Annotated in this window: 20 protein-coding genes; 7 read left to right on the plus strand and 13 right to left on the minus strand. The window is 61.6% G+C overall.

Annotated features, from left to right (window positions below):
• Positions 1-43: 43 nt before the first annotated feature.
• The 6 genes from HALLA_RS07670 to HALLA_RS07695 all read right to left on the minus strand — a co-directional run bounded on the left by HALLA_RS07670 (position 44) and on the right by HALLA_RS07695 (position 3976).
• Positions 44-364, minus strand: coding sequence for an AzlD family protein (locus tag HALLA_RS07670; RefSeq protein ID WP_049952797.1), 321 nt, complete (start codon positions 362-364; stop codon positions 44-46).
• On the minus strand, positions 354-1127 hold the full coding sequence (locus tag HALLA_RS07675; RefSeq protein WP_049952798.1) for an AzlC family ABC transporter permease: 774 nt from the start codon (positions 1125-1127) through the stop codon (positions 354-356). Before HALLA_RS07675 ends, HALLA_RS07670 begins: the two co-directional genes overlap by 11 nt.
• A gap of 117 nt (positions 1128-1244) precedes the next feature.
• Positions 1245-1991, minus strand: coding sequence for a class I SAM-dependent DNA methyltransferase (locus tag HALLA_RS07680; RefSeq protein WP_049952799.1), 747 nt, complete (start codon positions 1989-1991; stop codon positions 1245-1247).
• A gap of 226 nt (positions 1992-2217) precedes the next feature.
• Entirely contained in the window at positions 2218-3411 is a 1194-nt protein-coding gene (locus HALLA_RS07685) for a threonine synthase (protein WP_049952800.1), read from the minus strand.
• 164 nt (positions 3412-3575) lie between these two features.
• Positions 3576-3752, minus strand: coding sequence for a 50S ribosomal protein L37e (locus tag HALLA_RS07690; protein WP_049952801.1), 177 nt, complete (start codon positions 3750-3752; stop codon positions 3576-3578).
• Positions 3749-3976, minus strand: a complete 228-nt coding sequence (locus HALLA_RS07695) for an LSM domain-containing protein (protein WP_049952802.1) — start codon at positions 3974-3976, stop codon at positions 3749-3751. The genes HALLA_RS07690 and HALLA_RS07695 overlap by 4 nt, the downstream gene beginning before the upstream one ends.
• Before the next feature lie 377 nt (positions 3977-4353).
• Here HALLA_RS07695 and HALLA_RS07700 point away from each other — a divergent pair, with 377 nt between their 5' ends.
• Positions 4354-5271, plus strand: coding sequence for an ABC transporter permease (locus tag HALLA_RS07700; protein ID WP_169732123.1), 918 nt, complete (start codon positions 4354-4356; stop codon positions 5269-5271).
• Positions 5272-5293: 22 nt separating this feature from the next.
• Here HALLA_RS07700 and HALLA_RS07705 read toward each other — a convergent pair whose 3' ends face one another.
• Positions 5294-6196 carry an ABC transporter ATP-binding protein gene (locus HALLA_RS07705; protein WP_049952804.1) on the minus strand — a complete coding sequence of 301 codons (903 nt, stop codon included), beginning with the start codon at positions 6194-6196 and terminating at the stop codon, positions 5294-5296.
• Positions 6197-6514: 318 nt separating this feature from the next.
• Between HALLA_RS07705 and HALLA_RS07710 the strand changes: the two genes are divergently transcribed.
• From HALLA_RS07710 to HALLA_RS07720, 3 genes are all read left to right on the plus strand, one after another.
• A complete protein-coding gene (locus HALLA_RS07710; protein ID WP_049952805.1) occupies positions 6515-6811 on the plus strand; it encodes a hypothetical protein in 297 nt (98 codons plus the stop codon).
• 75 nt (positions 6812-6886) lie between these two features.
• Positions 6887-7843, plus strand: a complete 957-nt coding sequence (locus HALLA_RS07715; protein WP_049952806.1) for a zinc-dependent metalloprotease — start codon at positions 6887-6889, stop codon at positions 7841-7843.
• 75 nt (positions 7844-7918) lie between these two features.
• Positions 7919-9007 carry a TrmB family transcriptional regulator sugar-binding domain-containing protein gene (locus tag HALLA_RS07720; RefSeq protein ID WP_049952807.1) on the plus strand — a complete coding sequence of 363 codons (1089 nt, stop codon included), beginning with the start codon at positions 7919-7921 and terminating at the stop codon, positions 9005-9007.
• Between the two features lie 21 nt (positions 9008-9028).
• On the opposite strand, the gene HALLA_RS07725 is transcribed toward HALLA_RS07720, so the two are convergent.
• Positions 9029-10258 (minus strand): MFS transporter, encoded by a 1230-nt coding sequence (locus HALLA_RS07725; RefSeq protein ID WP_242406153.1) that lies wholly within the window; start codon positions 10256-10258, stop codon positions 9029-9031.
• A gap of 181 nt (positions 10259-10439) precedes the next feature.
• Between HALLA_RS07725 and HALLA_RS07730 the strand changes: the two genes are divergently transcribed.
• Positions 10440-10775, plus strand: coding sequence for a DUF7344 domain-containing protein (locus HALLA_RS07730; RefSeq protein ID WP_049952808.1), 336 nt, complete (start codon positions 10440-10442; stop codon positions 10773-10775).
• A gap of 146 nt (positions 10776-10921) precedes the next feature.
• Here HALLA_RS07730 and HALLA_RS07735 read toward each other — a convergent pair whose 3' ends face one another.
• From HALLA_RS07735 to HALLA_RS07745, 3 genes are all read right to left on the minus strand, one after another.
• Positions 10922-11122, minus strand: coding sequence for a hypothetical protein (locus HALLA_RS07735; protein WP_049952809.1), 201 nt, complete (start codon positions 11120-11122; stop codon positions 10922-10924).
• Complete coding sequence (locus HALLA_RS07740; protein ID WP_049952810.1) at positions 11119-11502, minus strand: nuclear transport factor 2 family protein; 384 nt, start codon at positions 11500-11502, stop codon at positions 11119-11121. Before HALLA_RS07740 ends, HALLA_RS07735 begins: the two co-directional genes overlap by 4 nt.
• Positions 11503-11596: 94 nt before the next feature.
• Entirely contained in the window at positions 11597-12148 is a 552-nt protein-coding gene (locus tag HALLA_RS07745) for a hypothetical protein (protein ID WP_049952811.1), read from the minus strand.
• A gap of 126 nt (positions 12149-12274) precedes the next feature.
• Between HALLA_RS07745 and HALLA_RS07750 the strand changes: the two genes are divergently transcribed.
• Positions 12275-12520, plus strand: a complete 246-nt coding sequence (locus tag HALLA_RS07750) for a hypothetical protein (protein WP_049952812.1) — start codon at positions 12275-12277, stop codon at positions 12518-12520.
• Between the two features lie 48 nt (positions 12521-12568).
• Here HALLA_RS07750 and HALLA_RS07755 read toward each other — a convergent pair whose 3' ends face one another.
• Positions 12569-13120, minus strand: coding sequence for an SPW repeat domain-containing protein (locus tag HALLA_RS07755; RefSeq protein ID WP_049952813.1), 552 nt, complete (start codon positions 13118-13120; stop codon positions 12569-12571).
• Between the two features lie 152 nt (positions 13121-13272).
• Positions 13273-15672 (minus strand): MEDS domain-containing protein, encoded by a 2400-nt coding sequence (locus HALLA_RS07760; RefSeq protein WP_049952814.1) that lies wholly within the window; start codon positions 15670-15672, stop codon positions 13273-13275.
• Positions 15673-15985: 313 nt separating this feature from the next.
• On the opposite strand from HALLA_RS07760, the gene HALLA_RS07765 reads away from it, so the two are divergent.
• Complete coding sequence (locus tag HALLA_RS07765) at positions 15986-16966, plus strand: tyrosine--tRNA ligase (protein WP_049952815.1); 981 nt, start codon at positions 15986-15988, stop codon at positions 16964-16966.
• Positions 16967-16987 lie beyond the last annotated feature (21 nt).

Consider the following 16987-nt stretch of genomic DNA (forward strand, 5'->3'; position numbering starts at 1 on the left):
GTTGAACACGGGCAGCCACCTCGAGCGCACCGATCGGTCTCACTCAGACGACTGCTCTGAACGCCACGACGGCGACGACGCCCGAGACGAGCGCCAGTAATATGTTCTCCGTACGCCACATGACGAGCAATACGACGCCGCCGGCCCCCCATTCGGCGGGTCCGCCCGCCGCGAGTTCGGGACCGAGTAGCGCGATCACGATCGCGCCGGGCAACACCGAGAGTCCCGCCTCGAGCCGATCGCTCACGTCGAACCGGCTGAGCAGCCACAGGCCGCCGACTTTCGTGACGACCGTGGCAGCCGCCATCGCTACGATTACGGCGACGACGATCGGCTCGAGCGAGAGCGCTCCTTCACTCATCATGGCGAATCACCTCGACGAGCGCGGCCGCGAGTCCGCCGACGATGACGTACCACTGTCCGGGGAGGACGCTCGCGGCGGCGATGGCCGTTCCCAGCGCGACGAGCCAGGGGACAAGCGTCGAGGTCCCTTCCCAGAGTTCGACCGCGAGTGCGACGAAGACCGCCGCCAGGATGAAATCGAAGCCGTACTGCTGCGGATCGCCGATCGCACCGCCAACGGTCGCCCCGAGGACGGTCGAGATGACCCAGAACAGCCACAGGATGAGTCCGCTTCCGAGGAGGAACGCGCCGCGTCCGCTGCCCGACTTGAGGTCGCGCATGGTCAGCGCCCAGTTCTCGTCGGCCATGAAAAACAGGCTCCCGTAGGCCTGTTTCGAGGTGAGTTTGCGAAACCACGGTCGGAGCGCAGCGCCCATCAGCGAGTACCGCAGGTTGATCGCGAACGTCGCGAAGACGATGGCCGCGACCGGGATGGGGTCGGCCCAGAGTTCGACCGCGACGATCTGGGACGCGCCGGCCAGCACCACCGCGCTCATCAGCGCCGCCTCGGCGACGCTCAATCCGGACTGGCGCGCGAGCACGCCGAAGGCGACGCCGTAGCCGGCGACGCCGATCGCGATCGGAACGCACGTGAGGATTCCGGTCCGGATTCCGTCTCGAGAGAACGTCACGGACCCGGACTGGGTCTCGGTCGGAGAGCGTTCGCTCGCGGGGTCGGACGACTCTGGAGGGGCGGACCCGCCCGTATCCGGATCAGTCGACATTGATTCTGTCTCCTCGGATCGAAGACGCTCGGTGCGTAAATCGCTCTCGGAACCGCACGACTACGGCCGGTTTCCGTGTTACCGTCAGCCACGCCATCGGCCACGACGCGGTACCGATCATTCGGCGATCCAGACCATCTCCTGGCTCGCGTCCTCGAGCGGTTCGCGCTCGAAGTCGCCGAACACCCGCCACGAAGCGAACGGTGAGAGTCGAAAGAGCAGTTCGAACTCGCGTCTCGAGACCAACGCCAACGGCGTGTCGGTCCGGAATAGCTGGTCGCCGTCCCCATCGAAAACCACCGCTCGAATCCGAGCGAGCTGTTCGACTTCGTCGACGATTTCGGTTTTCGTTCGGTACGTGTACGACGCCCCATCGACCTCGAGCTGGCGTTTTTCCCACGTGCCGTACTGCTCGCAGATGACCTCGAAGCTCGGGGCGAACGCGTTGAGGACGAGACGGCCGTCGGACGCGAGGGCGTCGTGAATCCGCTCGAGGGCTTCGAGTTGGTCGTCGAGTTCTGTGAGGTGCAAGAACGCGCGAAACGGGACGATCACGAGCGCGTACTCCCGGTCGGCCTCGAACTCCGTCACGTCGGCTTTCCAGACACTCGGCTCGAGTCCGTCTTCGACCGCCGTTTCGCGAAGAACGTCAAGCATTCCCCTCGAGACGTCGATGCCGTCGGCGTCGACGCCCGCTCGAAGCAACTCGAGGTAGATCCGACCCGTGCCACAGCCGACCTCGAGAACGGGACCGTCCGCATCGGTGGCGAGATCACGGTAGAACTCGCGGTCGCCATCGATGCTTTCGCCGTAGACGGCGTCGTAAAACGCGGCAGTATCGTCGAAGTATTCCTCGACCTCCATGCGACCGACAACGAATCGAGACACAAAAACGGTAGCTGTGGTATGTGCTACGATAGCAATGACCAATAGGCCTCGTTCGTCGGCGCTGGCGATGTGCCAGAATCAGACACCAACGCTCGGATCTGCTCGTTTCGGCGCTCGGATTCTGCTACCCGTGCTCAGCGCCTGCCATTCGTGCTCAGACCCTATGGTCCATCCGAACGCAGGTTTCGTGGCCCACCAGCCTTCAGATTCCGTGGCCCATCAGGTGACTGCGCAACACGTCGGCTTCCTTGTTCCCGGTGCCGGTGTTCAGGATCACGATCGTTTCGTCGCCGTCGAACTCGCCGTTCTCTGCGAGGTCCCATGCCCCACTCGCGGCGGCGGCGCAGGTCGGGGCCATCTCGAGACCCTCCCCTTTCGCCACCGCGATCGCGGCCTCGAGGATGTCGTCGTCGTCGGTGGCGACCGCGCCGCCGTCGGTCTCCCTGAGCGCCTCGAGGATCCACGGACTCGCGCCGGGATCGGGGATCTCGATCCCACCGCAGATCGTATCGGGGTGCTCGACGGGTTCGTGAACGTTCCGTCCCGCCTCGAACGCCTCGACGATGGGCGCACAGCCCTCGGCCTGTGCGGCGTAGAGTTTCGGCAGTTCGTCGGTTATGCCGAGTTGTTCGAATTCCTGGGCGGCTTTGTACATCCCCACGAGCCCGACGCCGCCGCCGGTCGGGTAAACGATCGCGTCGGGAACCGCCCACTCGAGCTGTTCGACGATCTCGTAGAACATCGTCTTTTTCCCCTCGTGACGGTAGGGCGTCGAGAACGTCTGCAGGGAGTACCACTCGTCGTTCTCCGCGAGCGCCTCCTCGAAGGCAGCGCCGGCGTCGCCGATCCGCCCCCCGACGACGTTCATCTCGCCGCCGTGGACGTTGATCATCGCCTTGTTCGTGAACCCCGAGCGGGAGGGCACGAAAACCTCCGAGTCGAGGTCGGCCCGTCCGGCGTAGGCCGCCCCGGCCTGTCCCGCGTTGCCCGCGGACGCCAGCGCGACGGTATCGGCCCCGTGCTGCGTCGCGGCCGTCACGGCGACGGTCTGGCCCCGATCCTTGAACGTCCCCGTCGGATTCCGGCCCTCGTCTTTGACCAGCACCCGGCCGACCCCCAACTCTTCGGCCAGCTTTTCGCACTCGACTAACGGCGTCGCTCCCTCGTCCATCGTCACCGCCGAGTCCCGGGCGAACGGCAGTAGCTCCTCGTAGCGCCACAGCGAGTCGAACGGCCGCGACTCGATCGAGTCGCGGTCGAGGTCGATCGCCCCGTACTCGTAGGTTGGATCGAGAATCCCCCCGCAGTCGGGACACTCGTGGGTCGCGTCCTCGGCGTCTACCGTCGCCCCGCAGTCGATACACTCGAGGCCACGGAAGGCGTCTGTCGTCTCCATACCGCTCGGTTCGTCGCCCAGAACTAAGGACTGTCCATTACCGGCAACGGACACGCGAGCGAGCGGGTCGCTTGGCGGTGTAAAACTGAACTCCCATCTCGATCACAAAACGGTCAGTCGCTCGTCTCGCCAACGGCAGACAGCAGACGCGGATACCTGCAGAATCAGTTGTCGCCGGTCTTCGACTGCCACTCGTACTCGCGTCGTTTGGCGGACTTACCGAAGCCACACGAGGAGCACTTGCCTTTCTTTACGTGGTACGATTTTTCGCCACAGCGTCGACACTTGACGTGTGTCGTTTTGTTCTTCTTTCCTTGGCTCGGGGTTCCTGCGCCAGTCATGGAGTGATCGAAACGACGTTATCGCCGCGTATAATGGTTGTGTCTTCGCCCGAGGCGTCGTCTGCGAGTTCGTCTTCCACGGGAATCGTCACGTCCTCTAAGACGAGGTTCATGTGTTGATCGTAGCCGGTGAGGTTACCGACGTACTCGTCGCCGCTCTTTAATCGGACACTGACCCGTTCGTCGAGTGACGCCTCGAGGACGTCCAGCGGTCGTCCACTCATACGAAAGACCGCAGGTGATGGACACTTAATCGTACCGGTCGTCTCCGATAACGGGCGAGTATTACGAAAATACTCGCCTCATGACTTGAAACGCCATAATACGAGTGATTACATAGTGCTGTCTGTGGGGTATCACTCTCAAAATACGCTCTTAGGTAGGTGATCGTTGATACGGACGCGGTCACCAAAGGTGAGGTCAAAACTAGTCCTGTGAGTGGCATTGTTTCCAGACTGTGTTTCTACCAGACCAATATGAATCGGAAGACTGCACTACATCAACAATTGGCTACGAAGAGTATCTCCTTTACCAGTGACCGGCAATAGAACGACTATCCGAAAGCGTTTATTTTATAATCCATATGTTTGTGATTCATCATATGAAGGACCACAGATTAGATCGAATGTATTCGAAGACACGACTCGCTCTCGTCAAGAAGCAATTTTCCACATACATCACGAAGTATCGGTACTGGCTCTTCCCAGTAGTGCTGTTTGGACTTGCCGTCGCATCGTCAACAGAACTCGCGTTTAGTTATGTTGAGGCCAAGCAAAATCTGGGCTCACGGTATCCAATCGTTGCGTTTCAATGGTTTCTATCGATTATCGGCGGCTTCACTGCTATCTTTGCCGGATACGCATCAGTTACGGCTGACCGAAATACTGGCCGCCTCCCGCTGATACTGAAACTTCCGTACTCTCGGAATGAATACCTCCTTCAGAAATTTCTCGGCCATGCAAGTGCACTCTCGGCACTTCTACTCCTTGTATTGAGTTGCGGATTTCTCGTCTGCTCGTTCGTTCTAGGACCACCGCCGATACTCGCGGCACTTGCGTTTATTGCTGTTTCAGTCCTCTATATCCTCGTCTGGCTCTCGCTTGCAATGACCGTCTCGATGCTCGTTAAAACCGGTCGCCGAGCAGTCGCCGTTCTTATTCCAGTCTTCATCGGAACCGGAATGCTCTGGCGCATGACGTTCACCTCAATTTTGACCCCTATTTTCGGAGAGATCCCACAAACAATATCTCTTTTAATCACTCGTCTCGTGCCATTCCGAGCGTATCTCGTTGCAACGAACTGGCTGACGGGGCTTCCGAACTCGCATAGCTACGGTACGTCGGTTGGTCAGGATCTTAACGCCGAGTTTGTCTCATACTCAACCATCGTCCCTCTCGAGTTAAGTAACGGAGTCCCATGGTATCTGAATGAGTGGCTAACGATACCAATTCTTCTCTTTTGGCTTGTCGTTCCACCCCTCGTCGCGACACGACGATTCAACGCTGTCGATCTCGTTTGAGTCGTTTCGTTTTCTCGCTCTGCTATTTCGCGGCAGTATATTCTGCGAAGATGTCCTGAAGCGACGCAGACTCGACATCGAAATCCTGTGGGTCGGCACCGAGTTCCTCCAATGTTGTAAGCACATCTACTTTCGCCCCGTCCACACATTCGACTAAGATTGTCTCGTCTGCCGTTCGAACGGCGGACACCGACTCGAGTGCTGAAAGTGCCGTTAGGTCGTCCGGAACACGTTCGACTGAGACGCGCATCGTCATCTCTGTCTGGAGTTCAGAGCGGAGCGAATCAATCGCATCGACTGCGACGAGTTCGCCGTCCCGAAGGATACCAACACGGTCGCAGACTGCTTCAACCTGCGCGAGAAGGTGACTCGAGAAGAAAACGGTCGTTCCACGATCAGCGCGCTCGCGGACGACCTCTTGCATCAGTTTAACGCCATTCGGATCGAGACCGGTAGAGGGTTCGTCGAGGATCATCAGATCCGGGTCTCCCGCTAGCGCCATTGCAAGGAGCAGGCGCTGGGTCATTCCGCGGGAGTACGTAGTCGCGACGCGGTCCGCGTCGTCCCCGAGCCCGACCCGCTCGAGGAGGGCGGTTGGATCGTCGTCGACGCCGCGAGAAGCGATTTCGAACTCGACATGGTCGCGGCCGGTCCAGTTAGGCATCATCGTACACCCGTCGGGAATAACGCCGCACCGCCGACGGATCGCTGGCCCATCTTCACGCGGATTGAGACCGAAGATGGACGCCGTTCCTGATGTCGGACGGATTAAATCCAGCAATATATTGATTGTCGTCGATTTGCCGGCCCCGTTAGGCCCAAGAAAACCGAACACCTCGCCCGATTCAACACGGAGGTCCAGCGATTCGAGGGCGGTGGTGTTACCGTATTTTTTCGACAGGTTCTCGGTTTCAAGTACACACATGCTTCATCAATAAGTCATATACCAATTATTAATTTTGGAACTACATTACCACCACTTCTTTTTATAAAAGTGTCTGCTGAATAACCATGGAGTTACTCGTGCCGTCACAACTGTGGACAGGCTCGAGTATTCTCTGTGAGGCCTCTCGAGAGGTATAAGTAGGAAGAAACGTAGTATCAACCCCTCGGATCTCGCAACGGGTTACTGGTACGAATACACCGGGAGAACGAACTGGTCTCCTCGAGGTCTTCCCGCACCCACCGAACCACCGTTCGTCCCAGCACAACGGCTAAGTGTGCACCCGTGGACTGGTATCGTATGGGCAAGAAATTTACCCTCATCGAGTTGCATCTGGACGGCGACGCGCAACTGGGACCGAAAACGATCAACGACGCGCTCCCCTTCGGCAAGGGCGTCGAGTCCGAAGACGCAGCGTCCGAGGACGATGACGAGGCGGCGGCCGACGACGACTCGAGCGGGAAGGGCGCTATCGGCGTCCTCGTCGGACTCGCTCTTCTCGTCGGCATCGGCGTCGCGCTGAAGAAGTTCCGCGGCGACGATGCGGAGGAGGAGACGTACGAACAACGCGACGAACCGGACGTCATCGTCAACTAGTCCGTCTGCGTCGCCGAGTATACGCAGACAGCGACCGAGCCGAACGCTTTTGCGTCCGCTTGTCCTACTCACGCTATGAACCTCTATCGCAGCGCTCGAGCGGTTGCGGGCGCATCGGGGGACGACGCGGTCGACTGGCGCTCTGCCGCCGAGGCCGCAAAGGCTGCGACCGACGCCGGGTCGCTCGATCTCGCTCCGGGTGAGCGCGAGGCCTACGCTCGAGACGTTCGCGAAGCCAGGGCGGGAATTCGGGACGTTTCGGGGGCCGCGTTCGACGTTCCCGACACCATCGAGATCCAGAACCGCCACCACTGGATCGACGCCAACGTGGCGACCTTCGAGCGGGTGATGGCCCCCGTCGAAAACCACACGGAGGTGTTCCCGGGCGTGGCCCGAACGATCAACACGGGAACGATGACGGTCCTGCTATCCTTTCTCGGGCGAAACGTCCTCGGGCAGTACGACCCGCTGTTGCTCGCCGACAGGCCCGCGGACGATCACGCGCTCTACTTCGTCAGACCCAACATTCTCAACGCGGCCGCGGCCCTCGAGGTCGACCCGAACCGGTTCCGGCGCTGGATCGCGTTCCACGAGGTGACCCACGCCGCCGAGTTCGGGGCCGCACCCTGGCTCTCCGACCACCTCGAGAGCCGGATGGAACAGGGGATCGATGCGCTCGCCGACGGAAACTTCGACAGGGCGACGTTCCGCGAGTTAGACGCCGCGATGACCGTCGTCGAGGGCTACGCCGAGTTGCTGATGGATCACGCGTTCGACGACGAGTACGAGGACCTGCGCCGAAAGCTCGACGCGCGGCGGCAGGGTCGCGGTCCGCTTCAGCAGCTGTTCCGTCGACTGCTCGGACTGGGTCTCAAACAGCGCCAGTACGAACGCGGGAAGAACTTCTTCGAACACGTCGTCCGGATACGGGACCTCGAGACGGCGAGCCGGGTGTGGGAACAGCCCGAAACCCTGCCGAGCCACGACGAACTCGATTCGCCGGAAACGTGGGTTCGTCGTATCGAACGGTAGGCGGCGGTTTGCTGTGTCTCCGCTTTTTCCCGTGCAGGAACGGACCTAAAAGGACCGCCCTCGAACGGAACCAGCATGGACACGGGCGAGTTGAATGCCGTTCTCGAAGACGCCGGACTGTCCCCGTATCAGGCCGACGCGTACGTCACCCTCCTCGAGCTGGGATCGGCGTCGGCGAGCGAACTCGCGTCGGCCAGCGGCGTCCCCCAGCCGCGGATTTACGACGTTCTCCGCGCGCTCGAAGACGAGGGATACGCGGTCGTCTACGAACGAGACCAGCTCTACGCGCAGGCGAACGATCCGTCCGAGGCGCTCTCGGGGCTGCGAACGGCGATCGATCGCTACGAGACCGCGATTTCGGAAATCGAGCGACGATACCGGGAGCCGGCCGCCGAGGATGGCGCGGTCTCGCTCGTCAAGCGACTGCGAACCGTCTTCGAACACGCCCGCGAGAACCTCGAGGCGGCGACCGAGCACGTGCAACTCGCCGTTACTTCGGATCGGTTCGCCGATCTTCGGCCGCTGCTTCGAGACGCACGCGACCGCGGCGTCTACGTGCAGGTTTCGCTGTACGTCCCGCCCGACGAATCGGTTCCGTTCGATCGCTCGACGTTCGAGGGCGTCTGTACGGAAGTGCGCCGACGCGACCTCCCCGGGCCGTTTCTCCTCCTGACAGACCGCCAGCGCGCGTGTTACGCGCCTCAGAACCGCCTGTCCGACGAGTACGGCGTGATCGTCGACGACTACACCACGGCCTACGTCTTTCACTGGTATTTCCTGACTCGACTGTGGGAAGTCTACGAGACGGTCTACAACGGCCGCTCCGACGAACCGCCGTTTTCCTTCGTCGAAATCACGGACTGCATCCGCGGCCTCGAGCCGCGACTCGCCGAGGGGGCGCGGATAACGGGCCGGGTGATCGGGGAGTTCGTCGGAACCGGTCGGCCCTGCGAACTCGAGGGCGAGTTTATCGGTGTCGAGTACACCGGCTCGCGTTCAGACGACGAACCGGCTTCGCTGCTCGAACTCGCGGCGGAGGCGACGATCCGCTTCGAAACGGACGATGGGGTGTACACCGTCGGCGGGTGCGGCGCGGATACCGAAGACGTCGCCGGGAAGCGGTTTATCGTCGGACGGATCGATGAGCGGCGGGCCGACGAGTGAGTCAGACGCCCGTGCGACCGGTCAATCCGAGGTCGTTACCTCGCCGTCGGCGGCGGTTCGAGGGCCGTGCGGGAGAATCGCCGTGAAGAGCACGATCGCGGCGACCAGTACCAGCGCCGGGACGAACGCGAGCCGGAGCGTCGCGGTTTCGGCGACCATTCCAATCGCGACCGGGCCGATGACGAACCCGCCGTATCCCGCCGAGGAGACGGCCGCGATTGCCGGTTCAGTCGGAGCCTGCGGGTCGTGGGTGCCGGCCATACTCAAGATGACCGGCATGACGCCGGCGAGGCCCAAGCCCAGCAGTCCGAACCCGAACAGCGAGAACAGCGTCTCGCCCACGAGCGTTATCGCGAGACCCGCCGCGGAGACGACCGCTGCGATGCGGATGAACCGGTGGGAACCGAACGTTTCGACCGCGCGATCGGAGAGAAACCGTCCGACCATCATCATCGAGGAAAACGCCGCGAACCCGAGGGCGGCGACGCTCGCCTCCGCCCCGGTTGCGCTCTCGAGGAAGACGGCGCTCCAGTCGTTCGCGACGCCCTCGACGAACAGCGCGCAGAAACCGATGGCACAGAAGCCGACGAGCGTTCTCGAGGGAAGCGCGAACGTCGGACCCGTCCCCGCGCTCTCGGATTTCGGAAGGAGCCAGCCGCTGATCGCGAGGCCGGAGAGGAGCAGTCCGCCGCCGACGAGCGAAAAGTGCGCCCGAACGGGGAGTCCGATGCCGGCGGCGACCGCCCCCAGACCGGCTCCGATCAGTCCGCCGGCGCTGAACATGGCGTGGAAGCTTCCCATGATCTGTCCCGGATACCCCCGCTCGATCCGCACCCCCTGTGCGTTCGCGGCGACGTCGACGAGCCCTTTCCCGAAGCCGAAGACGACCAGCAGGCCGACGAGCGTCCAGAGCCCGTTCGCGAACGCGGCCAGCGGGAGCGCGAGACAGTAGACGATCAGGCCGGCGCGGATGACGGTCCGCCCGCCGCGGGCGGAGACGAGCACGCCGCTCGTTGCGAGGCCGCCGATGCTTCCGAGCGCCAGACCGAGCAGTGCGAGCGCGATGTCGCCCTCGGAAAGCCCGAGCGAAGCGCTCACCGCCGGAATGCGGACGGCCCACGTCGCGAACAGTACCCCGACGATGCCGAACGCGAGCGAGTCGGCGACTCGAGCACGGGATGGCCTCGCGCTTGCCGCGTCGGGAGACCACCGATTCGACAGGCCGGCTACCAGGCGGGTTCGAAGTCCCATCACCCACGGGTCCGCCTCAGCGACTGATAAGACTTATCAGATTTTGAACAATTGCTGTTGTACTATCCGCGCGGACACCGAGGCAGCCTGCTACCCCATCGTGATTATCTGCGATTGGAGACAGTCTGTCGAACCGACACCGAGCAGTTCAGCTATATCGATCGGATACCACTAGACAGTAATGGTTTCCCTCAACACCGTTTTCGAACTGCTCAGCGATGAACGCCGGCGGCACGTACTCTACTATCTGAGAGATCACGGCGGCGAGGTTTCGGTAGAGGAGTTGATCGACACCGTCGCGGAGTGGGAAACGAATACCCCGCCGCCTGCGATTCCCGACGAGTTCCTCGCCGAACTCGAACTCGAGTTACAGCACGTCCACCTCCCGAAAGCGAGTACCGTCGAGTTTATCGAGTACGTTCCGGAGGACGGCGTCGTGAGAATTCGGGGAGCGCCCTCGGAGTTCACGACCGTCGTGACCGTCGCCCGGCTCATCGAACGACCGACCGAGGAGTGACCACCTTCGCGCACCCTCGCTTGCCATCACAGTCCGACGCAATCGCTGGTGACGACCGCGTACCGCGGCCCAGGCGAGCAGGCGCGACGACCGCGTTCTACAGCCCAGCGCGAGCGGTCGTGCCGACGAAAAACCGCCGCGACGCGTCACCCAACGATCCAGCGGAGATACCAGAGCAAACAGCCGCCCACTACCAGACCGGCCAGCATCGCAACGCCAACGACGAGTACGGATCCGTCGCCAAAAAGCGCCATCAATCCGCTCGAGAGCCCGACGATGACGACGAAGCCGGTCTGCAGCCGAGTCTCCGCAGGGCCGTCGCTCCCGGTCGTATTCCGACGGCTCACAGCTGCTGCGGTGCGCTGACGTGCATCGTTCGGAACCTCCATTCGTCCTCGGCTCCCTCCCGGCGCTCTAGCGTCCCGCTCCAGCGCGTCTCGAAGTGCCACCGTTCCCCGCTCCGCGTATCGGTCCACGCGAGCGTCACCTCGTCCGCGAAGGTGGCGTACGCGCCGTGGTCGTCGACGAGAAGATTGTGACTCTCGACGGTCCACTCGCTCGTCGTCTCGGTCTGTTCGGAAAGCGCGTCGGCGACCTCGTCGTAACCGAACAGCGACTCGCTCACGCCGAATTTGGTCGTCGAGTCAGCCTCGAGAAAGTACAACTCCAACTGGCCGCCTCGACGCAACGTTTCGTAGTACGCGCGAATCGTGTCCTCGACGGTCATACGTGGTGACTCGAGGCCGGCGTACAAAGCCTCACCGGCAACTGGGGGCCCTCCCGGCAACCAGCGTGCACAAGTCCCACGAGGAGTCCTCGTCTCACATGAACCCGCGGTCGACCTCGTCCGCTTCGATGAGGTCGTCGAGTTCCTCGCTCAGTAGCTTCTCGGCCTCGTCGAAGCGGTCGGCAAGGCTATCGAGTTCGTCGGGCCGGTCGTACTGGTCGTACTCCATCGGGCCGAAGGCCGGACTCTCGAGGGCGTCCATCATGTCGTCGAAGAAGTCTTCCGGCGTCGTCGGCGCGTCCGCGTGGGTTTCGACGACCGTTTGCAGCCGCTTTGCGACCGACTCGGCGTGGTCTTCGTCCTCGGGCGGAGACTGGACGGCGAACCGACCGCCGCTCTCGCGTTCGGGGAGAAACGAGCCGATTTCGTCGTCGAGATTCCGGGCGACTCGCGCCCCGACTCCGTGGACTTCGAAGGGATTCTTGGCGTAGGTCTTCAGAAAGAAGACGCCCGCGCGGGGATGGGCGAGATACATATCTTCGCCGACCCCGCCGGCGCGGTCACCGGCGACCGCCCGCCAGTCCTCCGGGTCGGCGTCGTGGTCGGTGACGTCCTCGAGTACGTCTTTGAACTCTCGGATCCGCATAATAGGAGATTGGAAAGCGGAAAGAAAGAACGTATCGATCCGGCAAACGAGGGCCCGAATATCGGCGGCCGGACCAAAAAGAATACGACGGGCCATCCCTCAGCACTGGTAACCGTCGTTTAAATCATGCTCTGGGTTGAAACAATCAGGTACGCGGAACTGTTTCGTACGTCACCGATCGAATGCTCGCTCACCTCCGTCGTCCCGCTGGCACTCGCACTGGGTCAACTGGGAAATAGTTACGTCAACGGCGTCTCCCCGGTGATCGCCGCCGGATTCGCGCTCACGATGATCGTCTTCGCCGTCGTCGCGACTGGCCACCACGCCGCTTCCCATCGACTCCGACAGCTCGAGTCGACGGCGTCCCGGTGAGCGAGGGGCCTTCACCGCTTTTCAGTGTTTTACCGCGATCCAATTCGCTTACCGCCGTGTCGAGTTAGGATCCGTCGCGACCGTTCTCGCTTCGCGAGATTCGTAGGCGTTGTATCCCGCCAACCCGGCGATGAGCAGTCCGGAGACGACAGTGCTCCAGAACGGTCCCGTCCCCATCTCGAGGAGCACCGGTGCGACGATCAACCAGATTCCGAGGATCGCGACGAGCGTCGCAATACCGGTACTGAGCGGGATATCGTTCGAGAGTCGGTAGTAGTTGTATCCTCCAGCGAGGAAGACGACGCCACCGACGGCGATGTTGTTCCACAGCGAGGCCGTTCCAACGTCGTAGACGAGCACTGAGAGGGCGACCCAGATGCCGATTACGGCGACGACGCCGCTGACGAACGCGCTATTCCGCCGGCGCTCGGCGTTTGCGATTTGGGTCGACTCGTCCCGCGGATCGCCGTCGTCACCCCGGCCTGCATTGTTGACCCGCTCATCCGATTCGATCCGTTCGTCCGCGCCGATGTCCTCGTCTCCCGCCCGGTGGTCCGAACCGACGTTCGTCTCGTCGTCGCCGGGACTGGGATCGCTCATGCGGAGACCGATTCGAGTTGGGACGCAAAAGCGTCCGTGACCGTTCCGCGCGCGTTCACCTTCCCGTCGGCGGTAACATCGTATTACCGCCTCGAATCACGATTCCTTCGTTTGTGTTGTTGACGCTTCTATCTCCGGCAGCCGAACGCGCATCACGTTTGTAGGGAAAACGAAAACGTCGATCCTTCGCCGGGTTCGGAGTCGACCCAGATGTTCCCGCCGTGGCGTTCGACGATTCGCTCGCAGATCGCGAGTCCGATCCCGGTACCGTCGTACTCCGCGCGGCTATGCAGGCGATCGAAGACGTCGAACACCCGATCGGTGTTCTCGGAGTCGATCCCGATCCCGTCGTCGCTGACCGAAACGATCACGTTCCCGCCGTGGTTCTCGCTCGAGACGTGGATGCGAGGGGGCTTCTCGCCGCTGTACTTGATCGCGTTACTGAGAAGGTTTTGCAGGACCTGTCGTAACTGGCTCGGGTCCCCGGTGACTCGCGGGAGGGGATCGGCGGTGATCTCCGCGTCCTGTTCTTCGACCTGGATTTGGAGACTGTCGCGAACGTCCTCGAGAATATCGTCCAGCTCGACCGACTCGAAGGTGTTACCGTGCGTCTCTACGCGGGAGTAGGTGAGCAACGCATCGATCATCTCCCGCATGCGTTCTGCGCCGCCGACGGCGAACTCGAGGAACTCCTGTCCGGTGTCGTCGAGTTCGTCACCGTACCGACGGTCGATGAGTTCGAGGTAACTCGAGACCATCCTGAGCGGTTCCTGCAAATCGTGAGAGGCCGCATACGCGAACTGTTCCAGCCGCTCGTTCGACTCTTTGAGGTCTTCTTTCCGCCGTTTCTGTTCGAGTTCGTATTTGACCCACTGCCCCATCAGGTGGTGGAACGTTCGTTCTGCCGGCGAAAACTCCCGCGAGCGTTCCTCGGCGGAGACGAAAAAGAACGTTCGGTCCTGACACTCCTCGAGTTCGATCCGCGTGCCGAGGTAGGATTCGATTCCGTACTCGCCGTAGGCGTCGGTGTCTTCGAACCCGTCGCCGACTGGATCGGTAACGCTCACCGTTTCTTTTCCGCTCGAGATCGCCTGACAGTACGCCTCCGAAAGCGGAACCGTGCGGTCAGGAAGGAACTTGGTGTCGGATTCGCTCGCGAGTTCGATATCCAGCGAGTCGTTCGATTCGTCGATCCGGGCGATACAGCCGACTTCGAGGTCGAAGCGCTCGCACCCGAGTTCGAAAATCGCGTCGAGTTTCTCCTCGAACGTTCGATCGGTGTCCGCTGCGATTTCGTATAACGTTCGCTGGTGGCGTTCGCGTTCTTCTTGCTCCAGTTCGTATTTGACCCACTGGCCCATCAGTTGATGGAACGCGCGTTCATCGTCACTGAACCCCTCCGAGCTGGCGTCGCCGGAAACGAAAAAGAACGTCCGGTCGGTCGCGGTTTCGAACGCGAGGTGAGTTCCGAGGTACGTTGATAGGCCACACTCCTGATATGCCGCGGTGTCGCCGTAGTCGGCTAGCGGTGGATCAGTGACGGTTGCAACCCCGGGTTCGTCGATCACCGCGGGACAGAACGTCTCCGAAAGCGGGAGCTCGAGACCCGGTTCGAACGTATCGTCGGGAGCGTTCGTGTACTCGAGTTCGAACGAGTTCGTGTCCGGATCGACGCGAGCTAATCCGCCGAACTCGAGGTCGAACCGCTCGCACCCGAGTTCGAACAGCGACTGTAGCTTCTCCTCGAAGCACTGGGTCCCGTCCGCCATAATCTCGTTTTGTTCTTGCAGGGACTGGCGGCGCTCTTTCAATTCGTTTTTGGTCGTCGACCGGTCGTAGAGCGTATCTATCATCCGATCGACGGTGTTTCCTGGGGTTTCCGGGCCGAAGAAGTCCTCGGGTGGCGTGTAGTAGAAATTCTGGCAGATCGTCTGCTGCTGGACGACGTATGGATGAGTCTCGATGACATCCTGAATCAGTTCCGCCGGAAGCTGCTGGCGGTCGTACTGACAGAGCGTGATGATGTCTTCGCGGGGAATCAGCTCATTGAGTCTGGTTTCGTACTCGATGAGGTCCTCGAGGCAGACGGCAGTTTCGAGCACCCACGTCATCTCGCCGGTCACTCGAAAGCCGGTGTACGCATCGGCGGCCTCGTCTATTTCCTTCGAGAGGAGCGACAGCATCTCGTCGGGGTCGAAGTCGCCGTTTCGGAGGTACGAATTCTCGACTGTATCGATCGTCAACGCGCCGGACTCGAGGGCTGCTTCCGTGTCGATTCCTGCACGTTCCATCACCGATTTGATCTCCGCCCTGTCGTGTTCGTCCGCGATGTACAGACACCGCTCGCCCCGTTCGAGCCCCTGTCGAACGAACGGGATTGCCGTTTGAAGCTGTTCGTCCCTCGAGTCGTAGACGAGCGCGAGGTGATCGTTCGACTCGTGATGTCTCGAGGATTCGACCGGGCCTCGAAAGTCGGGGCTCGCCTGAAGGGATTCGACGCCACGATGGGCTCCCGACTCGTCCGTCTTCGTGTTGTGTTTGGTTTTGCTCATGATCACTATTGTGTCCAGCCTCGGGGGACCACCGGATGCGTATCGGATGGGTACAACGAGATCGGCGAGAGCGACGAGACGGCGGGTAGCAGCGAGTCAGCAGCGGTCAGTAATTCAGTCCGGTCTCCCGGAGGGGAGATTGTATACTACGAAATCAATGGACGAACACCTAAAAGTCCGGGGGTGGGTTTGCCACCAGTTATGCCTGTTGGCACGCACAGGGCGTGCCGAGACGTTTCGCGTCCGAGAAGGCCCCCAGATTCGGTGGCATCGTTCAAGAACGCATAAATCCCTGCCGCGGTTGGGTCCACCTATGGACGCGTACGAGCGGATTATGCGAAACGCTGAGGAGGTCGTCACCGACGAGGAGGTCAGGGAACTCGCCGCCGATCCGGCGGGCAAGCGCGCTTACGTCGGCTACGAGCCCTCGGGGGTTCTTCATCTCGGACACCTGTTGACCGCGAACAAACTGATCGATCTGCAGGAAGCCGGCCTCGAGGTCGTCGTCTTGCTCGCGGACGTCCACGCCTACCTCAACGGAAAAGGCACGTTCGAGGAGATCCGCGAGACCGCAGAACAGATGAAAGCCCAGTTCATCGCCTACGGCATCGACGAGGACTCGGCGGAGTTCGTCTACGGCTCGGAGTTCCAACTCGAGAAGGAGTACACGCTCGATCTGCACGCCCTCGAACTCGAGACGACGCTGAACCGCGCCCAGCGCGCGATGGCCGAAATTCAGGGCGGCGAGACGGCGAAGGTGAGCCACGTCGTCTACCCGCTGATGCAGACGCTCGACATCGAGTACCTCGATCTGGACCTCGCCGTAGGCGGGATCGATCAGCGAAAAGTCCACATGCTCGCCCGCGAGGAGTTGCCCGAACTGGGCTACGAGGTACGGCCAGCACTGCACACGCCCATCGTCGCCGACCTCACGACCGGCGAGGGGAAGATGTCCTCGAGCGAGGGCGTCACCATCTCGATGGAGGACTCGACCGACGAACTCGAGGAGAAGGTCAACTCCGCGTTCTGTCCGCCGACGGCCGATCCCGAGGGCGACCTCGAGAACCCCGTCCTCGAACTGTTCGAGTACCACGTCTTCCCGCGCTTTAGCGAAATCGTCGTCGAGCGTCCCGACGAGTACGGCGGGAACGTTACCTACGAACAGTACGAGTCGCTCGAGGCGGACCTCGAGTCCGGCGAACTCCACCCCGCGGACGCCAAGGGAACCCTCGCGAGCTACCTCGACGAACTGATCGCACCGGGCCGCGAGAAGCTTCGAGAGATCCGGTCCTGAGGGGTTCTCGAGCGAGGTAAG

The sequence above is a fragment of the Halostagnicola larsenii XH-48 genome (assembly GCF_000517625.1).
Lineage (GTDB): Archaea > Halobacteriota > Halobacteria > Halobacteriales > Natrialbaceae > Halostagnicola > Halostagnicola larsenii.

Excerpts from the sequence above, each read along its gene's own strand:
- HALLA_RS07745 (WP_049952811.1), bottom strand. The coding sequence starts at position 12,148 with ATGCGGATCCGAGAGTTCAAAGACGTACTCGAGGACGTCACCGACCAC.
- HALLA_RS07725 (WP_242406153.1), bottom strand. The coding sequence starts at position 10,258 with ATGGGACTTCGAACCCGCCTGGTAGCCGGCCTGTCGAATCGGTGGTCT.
- HALLA_RS07695 (WP_049952802.1), bottom strand. The coding sequence starts at position 3,976 with ATGAGTGGACGACCGCTGGACGTCCTCGAGGCGTCACTCGACGAACGG.
- HALLA_RS07690 (WP_049952801.1), bottom strand. The coding sequence starts at position 3,752 with ATGACTGGCGCAGGAACCCCGAGCCAAGGAAAGAAGAACAAAACGACA.
- HALLA_RS07740 (WP_049952810.1), bottom strand. The coding sequence starts at position 11,502 with ATGACCGTCGAGGACACGATTCGCGCGTACTACGAAACGTTGCGTCGA.
- HALLA_RS07700 (WP_169732123.1), top strand. The coding sequence starts at position 4,354 with ATGAAGGACCACAGATTAGATCGAATGTATTCGAAGACACGACTCGCT.
- HALLA_RS07705 (WP_049952804.1), bottom strand. The coding sequence starts at position 6,196 with ATGTGTGTACTTGAAACCGAGAACCTGTCGAAAAAATACGGTAACACC.
- HALLA_RS07750 (WP_049952812.1), top strand. The coding sequence starts at position 12,275 with ATGCTCTGGGTTGAAACAATCAGGTACGCGGAACTGTTTCGTACGTCA.
- HALLA_RS07710 (WP_049952805.1), top strand. The coding sequence starts at position 6,515 with ATGGGCAAGAAATTTACCCTCATCGAGTTGCATCTGGACGGCGACGCG.
- HALLA_RS07675 (WP_049952798.1), bottom strand. The coding sequence starts at position 1,127 with ATGTCGACTGATCCGGATACGGGCGGGTCCGCCCCTCCAGAGTCGTCC.
- HALLA_RS07765 (WP_049952815.1), top strand. The coding sequence starts at position 15,986 with ATGGACGCGTACGAGCGGATTATGCGAAACGCTGAGGAGGTCGTCACC.
- HALLA_RS07755 (WP_049952813.1), bottom strand. The coding sequence starts at position 13,120 with ATGAGCGATCCCAGTCCCGGCGACGACGAGACGAACGTCGGTTCGGAC.
- HALLA_RS07760 (WP_049952814.1), bottom strand. The coding sequence starts at position 15,672 with ATGAGCAAAACCAAACACAACACGAAGACGGACGAGTCGGGAGCCCAT.
- HALLA_RS07730 (WP_049952808.1), top strand. The coding sequence starts at position 10,440 with ATGGTTTCCCTCAACACCGTTTTCGAACTGCTCAGCGATGAACGCCGG.
- HALLA_RS07720 (WP_049952807.1), top strand. The coding sequence starts at position 7,919 with ATGGACACGGGCGAGTTGAATGCCGTTCTCGAAGACGCCGGACTGTCC.
- HALLA_RS07670 (WP_049952797.1), bottom strand. The coding sequence starts at position 364 with ATGATGAGTGAAGGAGCGCTCTCGCTCGAGCCGATCGTCGTCGCCGTA.
- HALLA_RS07680 (WP_049952799.1), bottom strand. The coding sequence starts at position 1,991 with ATGGAGGTCGAGGAATACTTCGACGATACTGCCGCGTTTTACGACGCC.
- HALLA_RS07715 (WP_049952806.1), top strand. The coding sequence starts at position 6,887 with ATGAACCTCTATCGCAGCGCTCGAGCGGTTGCGGGCGCATCGGGGGAC.
- HALLA_RS07685 (WP_049952800.1), bottom strand. The coding sequence starts at position 3,411 with ATGGAGACGACAGACGCCTTCCGTGGCCTCGAGTGTATCGACTGCGGG.